The sequence below is a fragment of the Acinetobacter sp. ANC 3903 genome, assembly GCF_002135315.1.
Lineage (GTDB): Bacteria > Pseudomonadota > Gammaproteobacteria > Pseudomonadales > Moraxellaceae > Acinetobacter.
In genome coordinates, this window is record NZ_NEGA01000001.1 from 1 (window position 1) to 19716 (window position 19716).

General features: G+C 41.7%; 16 protein-coding genes. 9 read left to right on the forward strand and 7 right to left on the reverse strand.

Annotated elements, in window-relative coordinates:
• Positions 1-211 precede the first annotated feature (211 nt).
• From B9T29_RS00005 to B9T29_RS00020, 4 genes are all read right to left on the reverse strand, one after another.
• Positions 212-1048: an XAC2610-related protein gene (locus B9T29_RS00005; protein WP_086173952.1), complete on the reverse strand. Its 837-nt coding sequence runs from the start codon at positions 1046-1048 to the stop codon at positions 212-214.
• A gap of 355 nt (positions 1049-1403) precedes the next feature.
• Complete coding sequence (gene ilvC / locus B9T29_RS00010; protein ID WP_086173953.1) at positions 1404-2420, reverse strand: ketol-acid reductoisomerase; 1017 nt, start codon at positions 2418-2420, stop codon at positions 1404-1406.
• Between the two features lie 109 nt (positions 2421-2529).
• On the reverse strand, positions 2530-3021 hold the full coding sequence (ilvN, locus tag B9T29_RS00015) for an acetolactate synthase small subunit (protein WP_086173954.1): 492 nt from the start codon (positions 3019-3021) through the stop codon (positions 2530-2532).
• Positions 3018-4745 (reverse strand): acetolactate synthase 3 large subunit, encoded by a 1728-nt coding sequence (locus tag B9T29_RS00020; protein ID WP_086173955.1) that lies wholly within the window; start codon positions 4743-4745, stop codon positions 3018-3020. The genes ilvN and B9T29_RS00020 overlap by 4 nt, the downstream gene beginning before the upstream one ends.
• 789 nt (positions 4746-5534) lie before the next feature.
• On the opposite strand from B9T29_RS00020, the gene B9T29_RS00025 reads away from it, so the two are divergent.
• The 5 genes from B9T29_RS00025 to holA all read left to right on the forward strand — a co-directional run bounded on the left by B9T29_RS00025 (position 5535) and on the right by holA (position 10902).
• Entirely contained in the window at positions 5535-5897 is a 363-nt protein-coding gene (locus B9T29_RS00025) for a DUF4124 domain-containing protein (protein ID WP_086173956.1), read from the forward strand.
• Positions 5898-5969: 72 nt separating this feature from the next.
• Entirely contained in the window at positions 5970-6257 is a 288-nt protein-coding gene (locus tag B9T29_RS00030; protein ID WP_416202472.1) for a DUF4124 domain-containing protein, read from the forward strand.
• Between the two features lie 278 nt (positions 6258-6535).
• Positions 6536-9157: a leucine--tRNA ligase gene (gene leuS / locus B9T29_RS00035; protein ID WP_086173958.1), complete on the forward strand. Its 2622-nt coding sequence runs from the start codon at positions 6536-6538 to the stop codon at positions 9155-9157.
• Positions 9158-9352: 195 nt separating this feature from the next.
• The gene (gene lptE / locus B9T29_RS00040; protein ID WP_086173959.1) at positions 9353-9889 is read left to right on the forward strand and encodes an LPS assembly lipoprotein LptE; all 537 of its coding nucleotides are present in this window, start codon (positions 9353-9355) and stop codon (positions 9887-9889) included.
• A gap of 17 nt (positions 9890-9906) precedes the next feature.
• On the forward strand, positions 9907-10902 hold the full coding sequence (gene holA / locus B9T29_RS00045; protein WP_086173960.1) for a DNA polymerase III subunit delta: 996 nt from the start codon (positions 9907-9909) through the stop codon (positions 10900-10902).
• Here the strand turns inward: holA and B9T29_RS00050 are convergent.
• Positions 10899-11348 carry a bacteriohemerythrin gene (locus B9T29_RS00050; protein ID WP_086173961.1) on the reverse strand — a complete coding sequence of 150 codons (450 nt, stop codon included), beginning with the start codon at positions 11346-11348 and terminating at the stop codon, positions 10899-10901. The genes holA and B9T29_RS00050 overlap by 4 nt on opposite strands.
• Positions 11349-11928: 580 nt before the next feature.
• Here B9T29_RS00050 and B9T29_RS00055 point away from each other — a divergent pair.
• Genes B9T29_RS00055 through B9T29_RS00065 form a run of 3 tightly spaced genes read left to right on the forward strand, consistent with a single transcriptional unit; the run spans position 11929 to position 16672 of the window.
• On the forward strand, positions 11929-13272 hold the full coding sequence (locus tag B9T29_RS00055) for a MacA family efflux pump subunit (RefSeq protein ID WP_086173962.1): 1344 nt from the start codon (positions 11929-11931) through the stop codon (positions 13270-13272).
• A 2-nt stretch (positions 13273-13274) separates the two neighbouring features.
• Positions 13275-15257: a MacB family efflux pump subunit gene (locus B9T29_RS00060; protein WP_086173963.1), complete on the forward strand. Its 1983-nt coding sequence runs from the start codon at positions 13275-13277 to the stop codon at positions 15255-15257.
• A gap of 11 nt (positions 15258-15268) precedes the next feature.
• Positions 15269-16672: an efflux transporter outer membrane subunit gene (locus B9T29_RS00065; protein ID WP_086173964.1), complete on the forward strand. Its 1404-nt coding sequence runs from the start codon at positions 15269-15271 to the stop codon at positions 16670-16672.
• A 99-nt stretch (positions 16673-16771) separates the two neighbouring features.
• On the opposite strand, the gene B9T29_RS00070 is transcribed toward B9T29_RS00065, so the two are convergent.
• Positions 16772-17293 carry a CHAP domain-containing protein gene (locus B9T29_RS00070; RefSeq protein WP_086173965.1) on the reverse strand — a complete coding sequence of 174 codons (522 nt, stop codon included), beginning with the start codon at positions 17291-17293 and terminating at the stop codon, positions 16772-16774.
• A gap of 375 nt (positions 17294-17668) precedes the next feature.
• The gene (locus B9T29_RS00075; protein WP_086173966.1) at positions 17669-18520 is read right to left on the reverse strand and encodes a thymidylate synthase; all 852 of its coding nucleotides are present in this window, start codon (positions 18518-18520) and stop codon (positions 17669-17671) included.
• A gap of 464 nt (positions 18521-18984) precedes the next feature.
• On the opposite strand from B9T29_RS00075, the gene B9T29_RS00080 reads away from it, so the two are divergent.
• Positions 18985-19695: a VIT1/CCC1 transporter family protein gene (locus tag B9T29_RS00080; RefSeq protein ID WP_086173967.1), complete on the forward strand. Its 711-nt coding sequence runs from the start codon at positions 18985-18987 to the stop codon at positions 19693-19695.
• Positions 19696-19716 lie beyond the last annotated feature (21 nt).

Below are 19716 nucleotides of genomic sequence, written 5' to 3' on the forward strand. Positions count from 1 at the left end.
TTGCTGTGTTTTAAGAATTGCAAATAGGTTGCTTCGAATTTTTGAAAAAAGTCATCGATCATGCAGAAGAAATATGTAAAATCGAACATGGTGGCTGAAGGCGTAGGAGGTGTGGTAACTCCCTAATGGTTTTCAGCCACCTTTTTTTCAAGTTAATTTCTTATCCGCGATTCAGGTTATTATTAAAAAAATCATTTTTTATAATATCCTATCAGTTGTCTTCAACTCGATTCAATAAGCCATTTTTTACCTGATAAACCTGACCATCCCCAAAATCAATTTGCTGTTTTTCTCCATGAATTGCTGGAAATCCAGTGATATTTTCCAATTGTGGTGAACGCTGAAATTGATGGATTTTAGGATTATACATCCAGTAAATAAAACGCTTATCTTCAACTTTGCGATCATTTGAAGTATCTGACAACACGATGTCGTAGTAGCCATCAAAATTAATATCCATATAGCCAATACTCTTAGGATAAGCGGTAAAACCTGTCAGGCTCTGCACCACTTGATTGGTGGTTTTATTCAATACCTGCACTTGTTTTAAAGCCTTCCCATAAGGTTGTTGGGCATTTTCCACACCATAAAATTTAAATATAAATAGCGGCCTTTCTATTTCTACATCTGTTGTAAATGCAGGTCCAAATTGAATTGGAATATTTTCATTATTATTTGCTGCACTGAAAACTGCTGGCATATCTCCAGTATTTGCATTTAAGTTTCCATTTAACTGATATTGTTCAGATGTTGCTACGTCACCATTTACACTTACCGACTTAAGATTAAGCTGATCACCTTTTTGCAAACCCTTAAAGGCAATCGTTTTTTGATCACTCAAATCATGAAGCGTGCCGTGTGGATTCCAGATCCCTGCATATAAATCAAGAAAATAGCGGCCATCATCTGAACGTAGCATTCGTTGCATAGAAACACGGACATTTGTGAAAGGTTTCAGGTTCTCAGTAGTTGATGCAGTAACTGTTTCTGCAAAACTTAAGCAGGAAAGCGATAAAGCTGTAATATATAGCAGGATTTGAGTTTTCATTGCTCAGCCACACTCAACAATAAAATAAATTATGTCTACTCTATCACACTTAAAATCACCTCTAATCTATCTCTATACCTGATGTTTTGTTGCGAATTGGTAAGAGACCAATCCTCTTCAAAAAACTAAAAATATCTTAATCAATAAAAAAAACCAATCAAAAAGAATGGTTTTTTCAAATCAATTGATTCGAGAAATTAGTTTTTCTCTTTATCTACGATTTTGTTTACTTGGATCCAAGGTATGAGCGAATTCAAAGCACTGCTTTGAATGAAGCGCAAGAAAGGAAAGCACAACTTTGTATAAAAAAAGCCCCTGTTATAAAACAAGGGCTTTTTGACTTAGAAATTAGAACTTAGTTCTTTTCTTTATCAACGATTTTATTCGCTTGAATCCAAGGCATCATTGCACGTAACTTGTTACCAGTTACTTCGATACCGTGAGCCGCATTTTGACGACGACGTGCAGTCATAGATGGATAGTTCAACGCACCTTCTTGGATGAACATCTTCGCGTATTCACCAGACTGGATACGTTTAAGCGCATTACGCATTGCTTCACGAGACTGTTCATTGATGACTTCAGTACCCGTTACGTATTCGCCATATTCAGCATTGTTAGATACTGAATAGTTCATGTCCGCGATACCGCCTTCAAACATCAAATCAACGATCAATTTAAGTTCGTGTAGACATTCGAAATACGCCATTTCTGGAGCATAACCAGCTTCAACCAAAGTTTCGAAGCCCATTTTAACCAATTCAACAGCACCACCACAAAGAACTGCTTGCTCACCAAAAAGGTCAGTTTCAGTTTCTTCACGGAATGAAGTTTCGATAATACCAGTACGACCACCGCCTACGCCTGAAGCATAAGAAAGTGCTACGTTACGTGCATTACCAGAAGCATCTTGGTGAATCGCGATTAAGTCAGGAACACCTGAACCACGTTGGTATTCAGAACGTACTGTGTGACCTGGTGCTTTAGGTGCAACCATGATTACGTCTAAGTCAGCACGTGGCACAACTTGGTTGTAAAGAATTGAGAAACCGTGAGCAAATGCTAAAGTCGCACCTTGCTTGATATTTGGCTCAATTACGTCACGGTAAAGTTGAGATTGGAATTCGTCCGGAGTCAAGATCATTACTACGTCAGCTTGTGCTACAGCAGCAGGAACTTCAGCAACTTTAAGACCTGAATTCTCAGCTTTTTTCCAAGAAGTAGAGTTAGCACGTAAGCCTACAGTTACGTCAACGCCAGAGTCTTTAAGGTTAAGCGCATGTGCGTGACCTTGTGAACCGTAACCGATGATCGCTACTTTTTTGCCTTGGATGATAGATAAGTCACAGTCTTTATCATAAAAAATTTGCATTGCTGTCTCCGCTTAAATGCTTATGTTTCCTTTTATCCAAGTCAATGATGTTATCGGTATTCATTGACTTGGATACCCATCTGTACGATGAGTAGAATGTGTTAAAAAATTAGATTGTTAAAACTTTTTCGCCACGTGCGATGCCTGATACACCAGAACGTACCACTTCAAGAATGGTATTTTCTGCAAGCGCATCGATGAAACCATCCAGTTTTTCAGTGGTTCCAGCAATCTGGATCGTGTATGTAGTTGGTGTTACATCCACAATTTGCGCGCGGAAAATGTCTGCAGTGCGTTTAATTTCAGCACGTGCCGATCCAAGTGATTTCACTTTAATCAGCATCAATTCGCGCTCGATATGCGCACCTTCAGACAAATCAACCACTTTAACCACTTCAACCAGTTTGTTGAGCTGTTTGGTGATTTGTTCAATTTTATGATCATCACCATAAGTGGTCAGGGTCAAACGCGACATGGTTGGATCTTCGGTTGGCGCAACGTTCAAAGTCTCAATATTATAATTACGTTGAGAAAATAAACCTACCAAACGAGAAAGCGCGCCCGCTTCGTTTTCTACGAGAACAGAGATGATATGTCTCATTGAGTGCGCTCCCCTTTTCCTAACCACATATCTTGCATAGACTGACCTGCAACCAGCATTGGATATACATGCTCGCTACGGTCAACCATTACGTTAATAAATACGCATTTATCATTGATTGCCATGGCTTCTTCAAGCTTGGATTCAAGCTCATCGGCATGGTCAATCTGGATGCCGACATGGCCATAAGCTTCCATTAACTTGGCAAAGTCAGGCAATGATTCAACATAAGAACTTGAATGACGGCCTTCGTAGTTCATATCCTGCCACTGTTTCACCATACCCAAGGCACGGTTGTTCAAGCACAATATTTTTACGTTCAAGCCGTATTGCTTACAAGTAGAAAGCTCTTGGATACACATCTGAATCGACGCTTCACCAGTAATACACACTACTTGCTGATCCGGGAACGCGAGTTTCGCAGCCATTGCATATGGCAAGCCTACACCCATGGTGCCCAAGCCACCTGAGTTGATCCATTGACGTGGACGTGTGTATTTGTAATACAACGCACCGAACATTTGATGTTGACCAACGTCGGAAGTAATGATCGCTTGGCTATTGGTGATTTTATCTAAAGCTGCAACGACTTGCTGTGGCTTCATTGTGCCATCAGTCGGTGCCACAACTTTTAAGCCGTGCGCTGCACGCCACTCATCAATTTGCTTCCACCATGCTGCAATATCGTCAGGATTTGGCTTGGAAACATTCATTTGTTTCAACTGAACCAACATCTCTTGCAATACAGGTTCTACCGCACCCACAATTGGAATGTGCGCCATGATGGTTTTAGAAATCGTTGCCGGATCAATATCAATATGAATGACTTTGGCATTTGGACAGAATTTTGCCGGATTATTGGTTACGCGGTCATCAAAACGCGCACCGACACAGAGAATTAAGTCTGCATTATGCATGGTCATGTTGGCTTCATAAGTACCATGCATACCCAACATACCGACAAATTGCGGGTCATTACCTGGGAATGCACCCAAGCCCATCAAAGTATTGGTTACTGGATAGCCCAATAAATGAGCCAGTTCAGTCAATAATGCTGAAGCATTACCCTGTACTACACCACCGCCAGAATAAATGACTGGACGTTTTGCACTAATCAATTCATCAATCGCTTTACGAATTTGACCTGAGTGACCACGGTGTGGCGGCTGATACGAACGCATCTTCACTTTTTCAGGGTATTCGTAGGCAAATTTTTCCGCTGGGTTGGTCGCATCTTTAGGAATATCGATCACTACAGGACCTGGACGGCCTGAAGATGCAATATAAAATGCCTTTTTAATAATCGCAGGAATTTCGCTGGCATGACGCACTTGGAAACTGTGTTTTACGATTGGACGAGAAATACCGACCATATCGGTTTCTTGGAACGCATCCTCACCAATGAGATGGCTTGCAACCTGACCAGACAAAATCACCATTGGGATTGAGTCCATATAAGCCGTTGCAATTGGAGTTACGGTATTTGTCGCACCGGGACCTGATGTGACAAGTACCACACCAGTTTTACCTGTTACACGCGAATAGGCATCGGCCATATGACCGGCAGCTTGTTCATGACGTACGAGGTAATGATTGATTTTGTCTTGTTGAAAGAGCGCATCGTAAATATGTAGTACTGCGCCGCCTGGGTATCCAAATAAATGCTCAACGCCTTCGTCCGCCAATGCGCGAACAAGCATTTCACCACCAGATAAAAGTTCCAACGTGATTCACCCTAATCTTTTTCACGCACAAATGGAGGGCATTTGTGGTGATTAATTCATTAACTGTCTGCTCTGTTATAGCACACAAATTTCATAGTTTTCATAGCAATAAGAAAAAAATCTGACCTGGTTGCTGTTTGAGCAATATGAGGTCTAAAACATGTTGGGATAAACATATTTTGTTGGCTTTGTTCAGCTTCTCGGCTAGAGAAGAAGTCCATTGCTAAAAGACACTTATTCGAAGGGTGATCGATCTAAGGCATATAAAACTAAAGCAGCATTTTTGTGGTTTCGAGTATTAAAGTCAAGTTTAAAAATTAGCTTTTTATGCATTATTTTCGAATAATTCACTTTTTATTGGTTTGTTTTGTTTAAAACTGTTTGCAGAACAATCAATAAAATTTAAAATATTTATATATTTCAAATAAATAATAAAAAATTTCATGAAAAATAAGTATAAAAACTATAATAAAATGGAATGAATATTTATTTTATTGAAACATGTTTTTATTAATTTAAATCTATTTTCTAAGTTCTAATTGTATTTTCTGATACATTTTTGTACTAAATGAACGCGACAACCGTCGATAAAAGAGAAACTTTTGCTGATTAAATCTCTTCCTCTAATGGTAATCCTCAATAAATACCATTCACTTGTCTGCATTTTGGGACAGTTTATCTTTTTTTTCTGCAAAACCATCAAGATCATATAAAATACTCAAGCAATCAGGAGTTCTATTTCTCCCCCCACTCTATCCAACTGATTATGACAATAAGGACTTGATTATTATGGCATCATCTTGCATCAAAATTGGATTTATAGCGACTGGCTTAATCTTAAGCTTAAGTTCAACCACAAGTTTTGCTAAAGAATATTACAAATGGGTGGATGCCAAAGGGTCTACCCATTACACCACCACACCACCACCAAAATCTGCAAAGAAGAAAGGTAAAGTGGATACTTATGGCGCGGCAGGTTCTGCTAGTCACGCGGCGCATGCAAATGCTGATAAAGAAGCGCAGAATGCAGCAGCGGAAAAAGAGGCGCAAAATCATGCAAATGCAGGACTAGCGGCGGCAAATGCGGCTGAAGCCCCGAGCATCCCTATGAAAAAATCGCCATCCGTTTCAGCTGCTCAGCGCGCCGAATAAAATAAGAAAGAAGTGGTGGCAGCTGCTTGCCATCACTTGCCATGCTCAACAAATGAATATTTTTTCCTTTTTATTCAATTATCTAGTATTGAGTCTAATATTATTCGCCTCATCATGTTTCATGCTCAAGATTTTTATAAATGGGGAGATGCAAATGGTTCAACGCACTACACCAGCACACCTCCGCCGAAAAATGCCAAGAGACTTGGCTCAATATCAACCTATCAAAATAAAACTGAACAATCTAAAAAAGTACCAAGGTCCAAAGAACAAATACACAATCCTTATTCATTTCCCACAACAGCTAAAATTGAATTAACAGCAGCAGAACGAGCTGCAATTGAAATTCAAGTGAAATAGCAGCTCCAAAACAACCAACAAACGTTAAAACAAGATCCATATGCCAATATGTTTGACAGCGCAACAGAACAAGACATCCGCTCATCGATAGAATCAGCTTATTTACAAAAGAAAGAGAAACTTGTGAATTCAAAAGCATCACCTCATTAAATGGGATTCTCCAAAGTTTCATTTCTAATGACCAGGAAGATAAAATCCTGATCTGGAAACTGACATTGCATAGTAATTTGCGCTATGCTGTGCAACAAACTTTTTAACCATTGTTCTTATATACGTTTATGACTACTCACATTGACCCTGAATATCAAGCCAGTGCGATTGAACCAACGGTCCAACAAGACTGGGAAACTCGCAAAGCCTTTAAAGTTGCCGACACTGTAGAAGGTCCACGTCGTTATATCCTCTCGATGTTCCCTTACCCAAGTGGCAAACTGCATATGGGTCATGTGCGTAACTATACTATTGGTGACGTAATCAGCCGTTTCCACCGTTTAAAAGGTGAAACTGTGCTGCAACCTATGGGTTGGGATGCGTTCGGTCTTCCTGCTGAAAATGCTGCAATTGCACATAAAGTGGCACCGGCAAAATGGACCTTTGAAAATATTGATTACATGCGTAATCAGCTCAAAAAATTAGGTCTTTCAGTAGATTGGGATCGTGAATTTGCGACCTGTACCCCTGAGTATTATCACTGGGAACAATGGCTATTTGTTCAGCTTTATAAAAAAGGCCTGATCTACCGTAAACTTTCAACCGTAAACTGGGATCCAGTGGATCAAACCGTTTTAGCAAATGAACAGGTTGAAAATGGTCGCGGCTGGCGTTCAGGTGCATTGGTTGAAAAACGTGATATTCCAATGTACTACTTCCGCATTACTGACTATGCGCAAGAATTATTAGACGATTTAGACACCTTAAAAGATGGCTGGCCACAACAAGTCTTGACCATGCAACGCAACTGGATTGGTCGCTCACAAGGGATGGAAATTACCTTTCCTTCAGCAAATCCAGAAATCTATGCCGATGATTTAACTGTATATACCACTCGTGGTGATACCTTGATGGGTGTGACTTATGTTGCTGTTGCAGCAGAACATCCTATGGCGCTTAAAGCTGCTGAAACAAATCCTGAATTAAAAGCATTCATTGAAGAATGCCGTATGGGTTCGGTTGCTGAAGCTGACCTTGCCACTGCCGAGAAAAAAGGTATGGCTACTGGCCTTTCAGTTAAACACCCTGTAACAGGTGAAGCTGTTCCGGTCTGGATTGCCAACTATGTATTGATGTCTTACGGTTCAGGTGCGGTGATGGCAGTGCCTTCACACGATGAACGTGACTTCGAATTTGCCAACAAATACGGTTTGACCATCAAGCAAGTGATTGATGCCAAAGGTGCAGATGATGCAGACTTTGATTCAACCCAATGGCAGGAATGGTACGGTTCTAAAGAAGGTAAACTGGTCAATTCAGGCGAATTTGACAGTTTAGACTTCCAGTGTGCTTTTGATGCATTTATCGCAAAATTAGAACCACAAGGCCTTGCAAATACCAAAGTTCAGTTCCGTTTACGTGACTGGGGTGTTTCTCGTCAGCGTTACTGGGGTTGTCCAATCCCGATGATCAACTGTGAAAAATGTGGTCAGGTCACTGTACCTGAAGAACAGCTTCCAGTGATTCTACCAACTGATGTTGTGCCAGATGGTTCTGGTAACCCACTCAACAAAATGCCTGAATTTTTCGAGACTAAATGTCCATGCTGTGGCGGCGATGCACGTCGTGAAACAGATACCTTGGATACCTTTGTAGAATCTTCTTGGTACTATGCACGTTATGCATCTCCAGACTTCACTGGCGGTATGGTGAAACCGGAAGCTGCTCAAACCTGGCTTCCAGTAAATCAATATATTGGTGGTGTTGAACACGCGATTCTGCACTTGTTATACGCGCGTTTCTTCCATAAATTGATGCGTGACGAAGGCGTGGTACAAGGCAATGAACCATTCACCAACTTGCTCACCCAAGGCATGGTGCTGGCAGATACCTTCTACCGTGAAGCGGATTCAGGCAAGAAGACCTGGTTTAACCCTGCTGACATCGAACTTGAAAAAGACGAAAAAGGCCGTGTGCTTTCTGCGAAATACATCGGTGACGGTCAAGAAGTTGTGGTTGGCGGTCAGGAAAAAATGTCGAAATCGAAGAACAACGGTATCGACCCGCAAGCCATTATTGACCAATACGGCGCAGATACTGCACGTGTGTTCATGATGTTTGCGGCTCCACCTGATCAGTCACTTGAATGGTCTGACGCAGGCGTTGAAGGTGCAAACCGTTTCTTGAAACGTGTATGGCGTTTAGCTACAAGCTTCCTTGAGCAAGGCAATGCTGCAACTGCATTTGATGCAGCAAAACTTTCAACAGCTGCGCAGGACTTACGTCGTAAAACGCATGAAACCATCCAGAAAGTGGGTGATGACATCGAACGTCGTCATGCATTTAACACAGCTATTGCTGCCTTGATGGAACTTTTAAATGCCAATAACAAGTTTGAAGCGAAAGATGACAATGATGTTGCTGTCGCACGTGAATCCATCACTACCCTGCTTACTTTGCTTGCTCCGTTTGCACCGCACTTAAGCCAAACCCTATTGGCTGAGTTTGGTATCGAATTAACAAATGCTTTATTCCCTGCTGTGGATGAATCTGCGTTAACGCGTAATACTCAAACGATTGTGGTACAAGTCAACGGCAAACTTCGTGGCAAACTTGAAGTCTCTGTAGATGCATCGAAAGATGAGATCTTGGCTCAAGCAAAAGCCTTACCTGAAGTTCAACAATTCTTGACTGGTCCAACCAAGAAAGAAATTGTGGTACCGAATAAATTAGTGAACTTGGTGGTTTAATTGCCTTGAAGCCTCCCTTTGATAAAGGGAGATTAAACAAATAGACCTCTCCCTAACCCTCTCCTAAAAGGAGAGGGAATAAAGGAATAAACAAAACTCAAACAAAGCCCGTTGCCAGCCAACGGGCTTTGCACATACAATCACTAAATATTTCAATCTTCCTTTTTCTTTGAAAAACAATACAGAGGATAACGCATGCATTTGGGCAAACGTTTAGCAGCAATTGTTTTAACTTGTGGTCTAAGTGCAGGCTTAGTGGGTTGTGGCTTCCATTTAAAAGGCACCAATCCGGCAACTGCTCCTGTGGCTTATTCTAAAATGAAATTGGTCTTGCCGAACAACACAGAAGACTTATATGAAAAACTTGCAATTTATTTAGGTGCCACAGGCATTCAGCTCAGCGATAGTTCTGATGCCTACGTGTTGCGTGTACTGGATTACACACCACAACGTCATGAGTTAAACGGTAAATTGGTAGAAACCTTACTGCGCTTAACGGTGACTTTCCGTATTGAAGATGCACAAGGTAATCCGGTGACTGAACCGCGCACCATTACCGCTTCACACAGCTATCAATATGATGTGGCCACTGTAAACACCGATGATCAGGAACAAAAATATCTTAATCAGGTGATTGTTGATGATGTGGCACAGCAAATTGTGCGTCAGATTTCATCCAACCGCCTACCGAAAGTGGTCACCAAACCGGCCAACTCAACCACACAACCTTAAATATAGATAACAGCGCTATGAAACTTGACTATCCCCAAGCCCTAAAACGTGTTGATGAAGCTCGTGGTGCTTGGATTATGTATGGTCAAGAACCTTTGCTTGAACAGAATTTACTGGATGCTTTTCGTCAAAGCTGGCACAAACAGGAAATTGAACGTCAGCGTTATGACGTTAGCAATGTCAGTGACTGGAAAAATGTCTTTAATGCTTTAAATAGCCTGTCATTATTTTCTACGCAACTGGCTGTTGAAGTGCATGGCAATATCAAGCCCGATGCCAACGGCATCAAGCAACTGAAAAGCTATATCCAGCACAATGAGCAGAACCTGCTATTGGTGGTGATGCCCAAACAGGACAGCAGCAGCTTAAAATCCAGTTTTTTCCAGGTGGTCGATGCCAATGGTGTTACTGTGCCGCTTACCGCAAACTATCCGCAAGACCGGCAGCGAATTTTAAGTATTGAGGCAGAAAAGCTGGGGATTAAACTGGCCAATGATGCTTGGGCTTGGCTGGAACAACACCATGAGCACAACCTGCTGGCTGCCAAAAACAGTTTAATGCGCGTCAGCGATACTTTTGCCGATGTAGACGTGATTCAGATTGATCATTTGTATTCATGCTTACAAGACCAATCTCGCTATACTACATATGACTTAAATGATGCACTACTTGCCGGCAATCTGGCTCAAGCGATTAAAATTTTCCAGTATCTGATTGCTTCAGGTGAGCCGATGAGCCTGATTTTGTGGAGCATCAGTAAAGAAATGCGTTTACTGATGCAATTGTTTGAACAGCCGCAAAATGCCTTGCAACTTGGAATCTGGAAAAATAAAGTCAGTCAATATCAACAGGCCTTAAGACGGCTCAATCCAAACTGTTTCCTGACTTGGCCATCCCTGTTGTTGCGCATTGATGCATCCATTAAAGGTTTGGGGGACGAGAATCCCGAACATCTGGTTCTACAAGCCATCAGTAGCATGTGCGGTCAAAACTTATTTGAATCAAATGCTTAACTAAAAAAGCGTGAAAACCAGCTTTTGCCTTTCTTTTGTTCCTGTGTACGCAGATAGTGCAGCATATTGTCACGCACTGCATCCACATAGTCTTGATCGTCATGCTGGATATGATTAATCAACCACTTTGACAATAGTCGATATAAATCATTTTCAACCGACTCTCCCTTGTCAAATTTATGACGATAATCATTTAGCCGTTTAACAAATAATTCATGTATACCTCTATGAGAAGGCAAATACTGATAACGTACCTGCTCAAGCAGGTTTTCTTCAAAGCTAAAATGCGATTGGGTATAATCAATCAAATCATCCAGGACTTCCTTGATCTGGTTGCGATCCCCACTCCCTCTAATTTTTTCCAACGCATTAATGTAATCTAATATCTGACGATGCTGATTATCAATCACATCAATCCCAATATTATAAGTTTCATTCCATTCCATCACTTACCCCTTACAAATTTTCATATTAAAGTTATGATCTTTTTCGCATAATTATGGGGATTAATGCTCTTATTATTAAACCCATAATTATTTTATGGATTTAATAATACAAACTTTTTTTATTTAAATCTAGAGATAAAACAAAGATTTTTAAAATTATGTCTACCAGTTGGAAACTCAGGGCGGTAAAATAAAAAACAAATAACAATATCGAACATAAAAAGTTATTCAAATAAAAATCATTAAATAAATCTAGCATCATTCGACTAAAATCTAATCTGTCTAGATGACTAAGATCAGTTCGCAAAAATACATTCTCACCACAGCAATTCTGCGAAACTTAACCCTCAGACAGAAAATAATATTTCAGAAATTTGATTGAATTAAACTTCAATAAAGTGCCCCTTATCTACAAATCACTCTATAAAATGCTGCTTCAACATTAACCTATAATATCTTTAGTGACTTTTTCAAAAGATCTCCAAAAAGAAAATAATTCTCATTTGTTTTTAAAAAGTTCACGTTTTATCCTTATTTAGCTTTTATAATTGGTCTAATTTTCCTCATTTATCACCTCACTATGCCAAAAATAAAACCGTCCAAAATAGTTGTTGCGGTGGTCTGTATTCTTGCTATTGCAGTCACAGCCTGGTTTTTCTTGAAACCCAAAGAGCAGCCTCCTCAATACATTAGCAGCGAAGTCAGCCGCGGTGACATTGAAGATTCGGTGCTTGCAACTGGTGTACTTGAAGCGACCAAAATGGTCAGCGTCGGTGCACAGGTATCTGGACAGGTCAAAAAGATGTATGTGAAATTGGGCGACCAAGTGAAACAAGGTCAACTGATTGCCCGAATTGATTCGATTCGTCAGGAAAATGGCCTGAAAACGGCTGAAGCGAGTATTAAAAACCAGCAGGCTCAACTGGCAGTCAAACAAGCCAACTTAGCAAAAGTTCAAGCTGAATATCAACGTCAGCAGGCCATGTATGCACAGGATGCGACATCACGTGCTGAACTCGAGTCCGCATTGGCGAGCTACAAAACAGCACAAGCTGACATTTTGGCGATTAATGCGCAAATTGAACAATCTCGTTTAACCTTGGCCACAGCAAAAGAAGATTTGGGCTATACCCAAATTGTTGCACCTATGGATGGCACCATTGTGGCGATTGTGACTGAAGAAGGTCAAACCGTAAACGCCAACCAAAGTGCACCGACCATTGTCAAACTGGCCAAACTCGACAACATGACCATTAAGGCTGAAATTTCAGAAGCCGACGTGATGAAAGTTGAAGAAGGTCAAACCGTTTATTTCACCACCTTGGGCAATAGCGATAAAAAACATTATGCCAAACTACGTCAGGTAGAACCGGCACCGAACTCTATCAATACGGAAAGCAATAATTCATCCACGTCGTCTTCAAACACGGCTGTGTACTACAACGCCCTGTTTGATGTACCCAATGAAGATGGCAAACTTCGTATTGATATGACTGCGCAAGTCTATATAGTCTTGGCTGAAGCAAAAAATGTATTGACTGTACCTGCAGCAGCTTTGCAAAGTTCAAATCGCCCTCAAGGCAAACGTGCTGATCGTAATGCAGACCAGGCAAAACAACAAAATCCAACTGATAATGATCAAGCTAAAACTGAACGCCCTAAACGCCTGGAACTGTCTGCGGAAGAAAAATCACTGATTGAACAAGGCAAAGCATCTATGTCGATGGTTCGCATGGTTCAGGCCGATGGTACGGCCAAACCGCAACCTGTCTTGATCGGCTTAAATAATCGTGTCACTGCTCAAGTGATTAAAGGCTTGAAACAAGGTGACAAAGTGGTGATTGCAGATGCTTCCGATACCTCAAATGATGCTGCCAAACGCAGTAACCGTGTGGGTGGTGGTGCAGGTCCAGTGAGAATGTAATCATGAGTCAAGATCAACAACCTTTGCTCAAGGTCACAGATCTGACTCGTGAATTCCCTGCCGGGGAAGGCACCATTCAGATTCTGAAGGGCATTAATTTAGAAATTTACCCCGGAGAACTGGTGGCCATTGTCGGGCAATCAGGTTCGGGAAAATCGACCCTGATGAACATCCTCGGTTGTTTAGATCAACCGACTGCGGGTAGCTATCAGGTTAAAGGGCGGGAAACCCGAAAATTAGAAGCAGATGAACTGGCGCAATTGCGCCGTGAATACTTTGGTTTCATTTTCCAGCGCTATCATTTATTGGGTGATTTAACTGCGGCAGGTAACGTTGAAGTTCCTGCAATTTATGCCGGCGTAGATGCCTCTGCCCGTCAGCAACGTTCGACCCAATTGCTCACAGATCTGGGATTGGCTGAAAAAACCCAGAACCGTCCCAGTCAGTTGTCCGGTGGTCAGCAACAGCGTGTTTCGATTGCCCGTGCCTTGATGAACGGTGGCGATGTGATTCTGGCCGATGAACCGACTGGTGCATTGGATAAAAATAGTGGTATTGAGGTAATGCGTATTTTACGAGAGCTGAATGCCAAAGGTCATACCATTATTCTCGTGACCCACGATCACAACGTTGCAAAAAACGCTTCGCGTATTATCGAAATTAGTGACGGCAACATTATTTCAGATAAACCGAATGTGCCTGAAGTTGCCGAAGATGAAGTTTTAGAGAAACAAACGCTACAACAAACCACACAGAAAAAAACGCCGTCCTGGCGCTCGGCTGCAGACCGGTTAGGCGAAGCCTTTCGTATGGCGCTGCTGGCCATGAATGCACACCGCATGCGCACTTTCCTGACCATGCTCGGGATTATCATTGGTATTGCATCGGTGGTTTCTGTGGTGGCGCTGGGCAATGGTTCTCAAAAACAGATTCTGGAAAATATCAGCAGTCTTGGAACCAATACCATTACTGTTTATCAGGGTCGTGGCTTTGGTGATAATTCCAAAACGGCACAGGTAAAAACGCTGGTTCCTGCGGATGCCGATGCACTCGCTGAGCAGCCCTATGTTGATGGGGCCAGCCCTTCTGTCACCAATAACATTACTGCACGTTTTAAAGATACCGAAGCCTCTGCCACAGTGAATGGCGTCAGTGAAGACTTCTTCTATGTCAAAGGCATGAACTTTCAGTCTGGACAGCCTTTTGACAAAGAAGGTGTGACTGAACGTACCCAAGATGTGGTGATTGACAACAATACCCAAAAAACATTCTTTAGCGATGGCACCAATCCTGTGGGTCAGGTCATTCTGCTCGGTAGTGTTCCCAGTCGTATCATTGGTGTGATTGAAGCACAAAAATCGATGATGGGTAATTCTGACAGCCTGAATGTTTATCTGCCCTACTCGACCGTGATGAGCCGCATGTTGGGTCAGGCCAATGTACGCAGTATCATCGTGCGTATCAAAGATGAATACCCGAGTGCAGCAGCTGAAAATGCCATTCTGAATTTGCTGGTACAACGCCACGGCGCACAGGATGTGTTTACCCAAAATGCCGACAGTATTCGTGAAACCATCCAGCAAACCACACAAACCATGACCTTACTGGTTTCTGCAATTGCGGTGATTTCATTGATTGTTGGGGGTATCGGGGTAATGAATATCATGCTGGTATCAGTGACTGAACGTACTCAGGAAATTGGGGTGCGTATGGCCGTCGGTGCCCGTCAAAGTGACATCTTGCAGCAGTTCCTGATTGAAGCCGTGTTGGTGTGTATTTTAGGCGGGATATTGGGGGTGCTTTTATCTTTAGGCATTGGACAGCTGTTTAGCCATTTTGCTAGCGGTACCTTCCAGATGACCTATTCCACCACCTCTATTGTAGCGGCCTTTGTCTGCTCAAGCATGATCGGGATTATCTTCGGCTTTATCCCTGCCCGTAATGCAGCACAGCTCAACCCGGTGGATGCACTTTCTCGCGAATAAGGATAGATAGAATGCAAATCAATGTTACCCAACTTGCCACTGCCCTGATGCTGAGTGGATCACTGGTCGGTTGTGCTGCGGTGGTGAAAACCCCGTATCAGCAACCAAGCGTGAATATTCCAGGCAGTTTCCAGAACAGTAAAGCCATGAGTCAGCAAGTGCATACCGATGTCTATGCCGATCAATGGTGGACTTTATTTGGCGATGCGCAGCTAAATCAATTGGTCAATCAAGTTTTAGCCAGCAATACCGATTTGGCGGTTGCCGGGATTAACTTGCAGCAGGCACGTTTACAGGCTGGTTTGGCAAAAAACCAGCAAGGTCCACGGGTCAGCTCAAGCGTATCGGCAGGACATACGGTTGACTTAAATTCTGGTGATGATGCTTCACGCGGTCTGTCTGTAAGTGGTGGCGTAAGCTATGAACTGGACTTGTTCGGGAAACTGGCTCGACAAACTGAAGCCAGTAAATGGGAAGCCTTAGCCACCGAACAGGACTTGCAAGCTACTGCACAAAGTCTGATTGCCACTACGGCAAATTTATATTGGCAGTTGGGTTATCTGAATGAACGTTATCAAATTGCCCAGCAAAACCTGGCCAGTACGCAAAAAACCTTTGAGCTGGTTCGTACCCAATACCGTGCCGGTGCAGTTTCCGGTCTGGACTTAACTTCAGCTGAACAGTCGGTGCAAAGCCAAAGAGCGACCTTAAGCCAGATAGAACAGCAAAAAGTAGAAACCAGAACGGCTTTAGCTGTTTTGATGCAGCAACCGGTGCAACAACTCAGTATTACTGAGCCGCAGCGTTTACCGCGTATTGCCTTACCGGCAATTTCAGCCGGCTTACCGGCAGACCTGTTGTCACGTCGTCCAGACTTGCAAGCCAGTGAACTGCGTTTACGCAAGGCACTTGCCAATAAAGATGCCACCAAAGCCAGTTATTACCCTTCGATTAATTTGACTGGAAACCTGGGTTCTTCCAGCACATCTTTAACCAACCTGTTGCAAAACCCGGTATTAACCCTAGGTGCGAACCTTAGCCTGCCGTTCCTGCAATATAACGACATGAAAAAAGATTTGGCGATTAGTGACCTGGATTATGAAAAAGCGATTATCCAGTATCGTCAAAGTCTGTATCAGGCCTTTGCCGATGTTGAAAATGCACTATCGGCCCGTACCGAGTTAAACAAACAGGTGGCTTTGCAAGAACGCAATGTGCAGCTTGCCGAGAAAACTGAACGTTTGACTGAAGTACGCTACCGTAACGGTGCCATCGCCCTGAAAAATCTGCTTGATGCTCAGGAAACCACACGTAATGCACGTTTGGCTTTGGTTCAGACTAAACAGACCCAATACAATGCTTATGTCACCTTGATGCAGTCTTTAGGCGGTAGCCCAATCAAGCCATTGCCTTAAGTTAAAAGTGAAATAAAAAAAGATGCCCAAGTGGCATCTTTTTTTATCAGAAAAATTCCTGCTGAACTTTTCTGTTTTAAATGTTTTAACTTTTAAAAACTAAAAGCTCGGACGGTAATATTTGTAGGTCAAACCTTTTTCATTATAAACATCATAACTTCTTTGCTTAAAGTCAGATACCCATTGCTTGCCGTTAAATCCTGCAATATGTCCATACATATGCTTGCCGGTTCGATCAATAATATAAATATCACCTTCTTTCGGGGCATCGAACTTAGGATTAATTTGTCGATAACCAATGTTCATCAACGTATTTCCCCAGTCTGCCGCCGCGACGGGATGACTTTGAAATCTTGCACCGGCTGATTCCAAAGCAAGTCTGATACTTTTGGCACACTTTTTTGAACTGCTATTAGAAGAAACGCCCTGCAAGAAATCAGTAAATTTATTAATATCAATTCGCTGTCCACTTTTGGCAAGCATATTATTTTTTTGTGTTGCTTCGACAGTCTGAAATTCTTTAGATTTTTTAGAATTTCTACCCGATTGGGAACGAATTATGATGTTTGCCTGAACAGGAGCATGTACTTCACTCATGTTTACATTATGATCATAAGCCATTCTTTACCAAACACTCCTAAGCCTTCAACGACCGGCTTTTCATTCATTTCGACGGCAAGATAGTAACTCCTAAAATGTGATTTTTCATCTAATAAATGTAATCAAATATGAACAGACCCCTTAAAATCGAGTTAAATGATTAATTTTTGTTAACTTTTATAAATACAGAAATCTATAAATTTAATTTATGCTCACTTCATCAGCAATATGCTGTCTTGGGGTTTAGAGTCTTTCATCCATACATTGATATGCTTGAAGGGGTATTAGTTCAGATCAGCTTAGACATTAAGTTGAAAAATAAGAAAGTGTTTCATTTTGAGGAAAGTTTCGAATCCTCATTAAAAAGAAACTCCCTTCTTATTCGAAAACATTTATTTATACTGAAAATGGATAAGCAATTGCTTCATGATACTGATAACCTTCAACTTCAAAGTCATCTAATGTCACCCATGTTTCAATATCTTCAAGACTCTTAATATTAGGATTGATATGAAGTTTCGGTGCAGGATACGGCTCTCGTTTTAATTGCACATCGCGCATGAGTTCTAATTGATCTTCATAAATATGTGCATTTACGATCTTATGATAAGCCTTTCCAGCCTTATGTCCGGTAATTTGAGCCATTAGAGCCAGCAAAGTAAAAACTTGAATTTGATTAAAATTTTGACCTAATGGCACATCACATGAACGCTGCGATGAAGTTAAGTAAAGCGTATCCCCCACCAAAGAAAACGTGTGGGTATGCATACAAGGACGTAAACATCCCATGTGAAACTCGCCTGGATTGTAGAATGTTAGAATTTCACCCCGGTCATCAATACCATTACGCAAATCATCGTAGATTTTACGAAGCTGATCGAATTCTTCTCCTGCTGAGTTACGCCAATGACGTCCTTGTACCCCATATACTCGGCCCATATCATCTTCACCTTGACGATGAGGATTAGCTAACCAGGCTTCATTATCGTTGGCATTGGCATTCCAGGTATTACAACCAATAGCGCGAAACTGAGCTGCATTATCATACCCACGTAAATACCCTAACAACTCTGCAATAGCTGCTTTCCAATAACTTTTTCGGGTAGTCACTAAAGGAAATTCATTAGCTCCTACGTTATATTCCAAATCAGCATTAATAACGGTTAAACAACGCTTTCCAGTTCGTTCATTTTCAACCCATACGCCTTCATCAACTATGCGTTGACACAAATCTAGATATTGTTTCATTCAACCACCTTAATTGCACTAACTCAAAACTGATCTGGCAGTTACCCTTTTTAGAGTGCCTACCAAGTTAATTTGAGCTAAATTTTTTCCCATCAGGCAATTTTTCTAGTGATGTGTGGCCACAACACATTTTTTCCCTGATGAGGTCATTCAGTATTATAGAGTTTAAGAGCTTTATTTCACAAATCTATTGATAAGGCTTATTCAGTATACGGGGAGCAGTCCAAGCGTGTATCCCTGCTGTCTCAACAAACAATCGCTGAAGCATTAAAGACAAAGACCTATGCTAATTGAGGTTATGATAAAAGCCTTTTATTTCTTACATGTATTTGTGCTGTAGGGCGCTGAGCTATTAACTATTTTTCCTTCTTGTTAAACACGATTTTGAAATGAGCCAATAACAATCTCTACAAATGCTAATCTAAGAAATAAATTTATTATAATCATCCTGATAACAAAAAAGGATATACCTTGTACGCCATTCTTATCATCTTGAAAAACATTACATCGAACGTGCGGGATGGTTGCGTGCAGCTGTGCTGGGGGCAAATGACGGGATTATTTCAGTCACCAGTCTGGTGGTGGGAATCGCGGCCAGTGGAGCATCTACCCATACCCTACTGGTGACCTGTATTGCCGGATTGATCTCTGGGGCTGCATCAATGGCGGCGGGTGAATATATCTCGGTTAAATCTCAACAAGACATTGAAAAGAATGATCTGCAGATGGAACAACGTGAACTGCAGCGCCATCCTGAACATGAATTAAATGAGCTAAAAAATATTTACATACAGCGTGGATTACAACCCACTTTAGCGCAAGAAGTCGCGCAACAACTGACTGCACACAATGCTTTAGATGCACATGCGCGTGATGAAATTGGTATTTCAGATCATACTTCTGCCCAGCCCTTTCATGCTGCATTCTCTTCAGCCATTGCATTTACTGTAGGCTCATTATTTCCTTTAATTTCAATTATGCTGCTGCCTGAGCAATACTTAGAGAAAGGCGTCATGCTGATTGGGGTATTAAGTCTCGGAATTATGGGTGCCTTGGCCAGTTATGCGGGCGGTGCAAGTATTTGGATAGGTTCGATTCGGGTGATGCTTTGGGGCATTATCGCCATGTTATTCAGTGCTTGGATTGGATCATTATTTAATGTTGCGGTGGCATAAGATACCTTTTTTTATATGATC

What these genes read in the sequence shown, in the direction of transcription:
- holA (WP_086173960.1), top strand. Translation starts at nt 9,907, where the DNA reads ATGAAACTTGACTATCCCCAAGCCCTAAAACGTGTTGATGAAGCTCGT.
- B9T29_RS00005 (WP_086173952.1), bottom strand. Translation starts at nt 1,048, where the DNA reads ATGAAAACTCAAATCCTGCTATATATTACAGCTTTATCGCTTTCCTGC.
- B9T29_RS00055 (WP_086173962.1), top strand. Translation starts at nt 11,929, where the DNA reads ATGCCAAAAATAAAACCGTCCAAAATAGTTGTTGCGGTGGTCTGTATT.
- B9T29_RS00065 (WP_086173964.1), top strand. Translation starts at nt 15,269, where the DNA reads ATGCAAATCAATGTTACCCAACTTGCCACTGCCCTGATGCTGAGTGGA.
- leuS (WP_086173958.1), top strand. Translation starts at nt 6,536, where the DNA reads ATGACTACTCACATTGACCCTGAATATCAAGCCAGTGCGATTGAACCA.
- B9T29_RS00050 (WP_086173961.1), bottom strand. Translation starts at nt 11,348, where the DNA reads ATGGAATGGAATGAAACTTATAATATTGGGATTGATGTGATTGATAAT.
- B9T29_RS00075 (WP_086173966.1), bottom strand. Translation starts at nt 18,520, where the DNA reads ATGAAACAATATCTAGATTTGTGTCAACGCATAGTTGATGAAGGCGTA.
- B9T29_RS00070 (WP_086173965.1), bottom strand. Translation starts at nt 17,293, where the DNA reads ATGGCTTATGATCATAATGTAAACATGAGTGAAGTACATGCTCCTGTT.
- lptE (WP_086173959.1), top strand. Translation starts at nt 9,353, where the DNA reads ATGCATTTGGGCAAACGTTTAGCAGCAATTGTTTTAACTTGTGGTCTA.
- ilvC (WP_086173953.1), bottom strand. Translation starts at nt 2,420, where the DNA reads ATGCAAATTTTTTATGATAAAGACTGTGACTTATCTATCATCCAAGGC.
- B9T29_RS00060 (WP_086173963.1), top strand. Translation starts at nt 13,275, where the DNA reads ATGAGTCAAGATCAACAACCTTTGCTCAAGGTCACAGATCTGACTCGT.
- ilvN (WP_086173954.1), bottom strand. Translation starts at nt 3,021, where the DNA reads ATGAGACATATCATCTCTGTTCTCGTAGAAAACGAAGCGGGCGCGCTT.
- B9T29_RS00025 (WP_086173956.1), top strand. Translation starts at nt 5,535, where the DNA reads ATGGCATCATCTTGCATCAAAATTGGATTTATAGCGACTGGCTTAATC.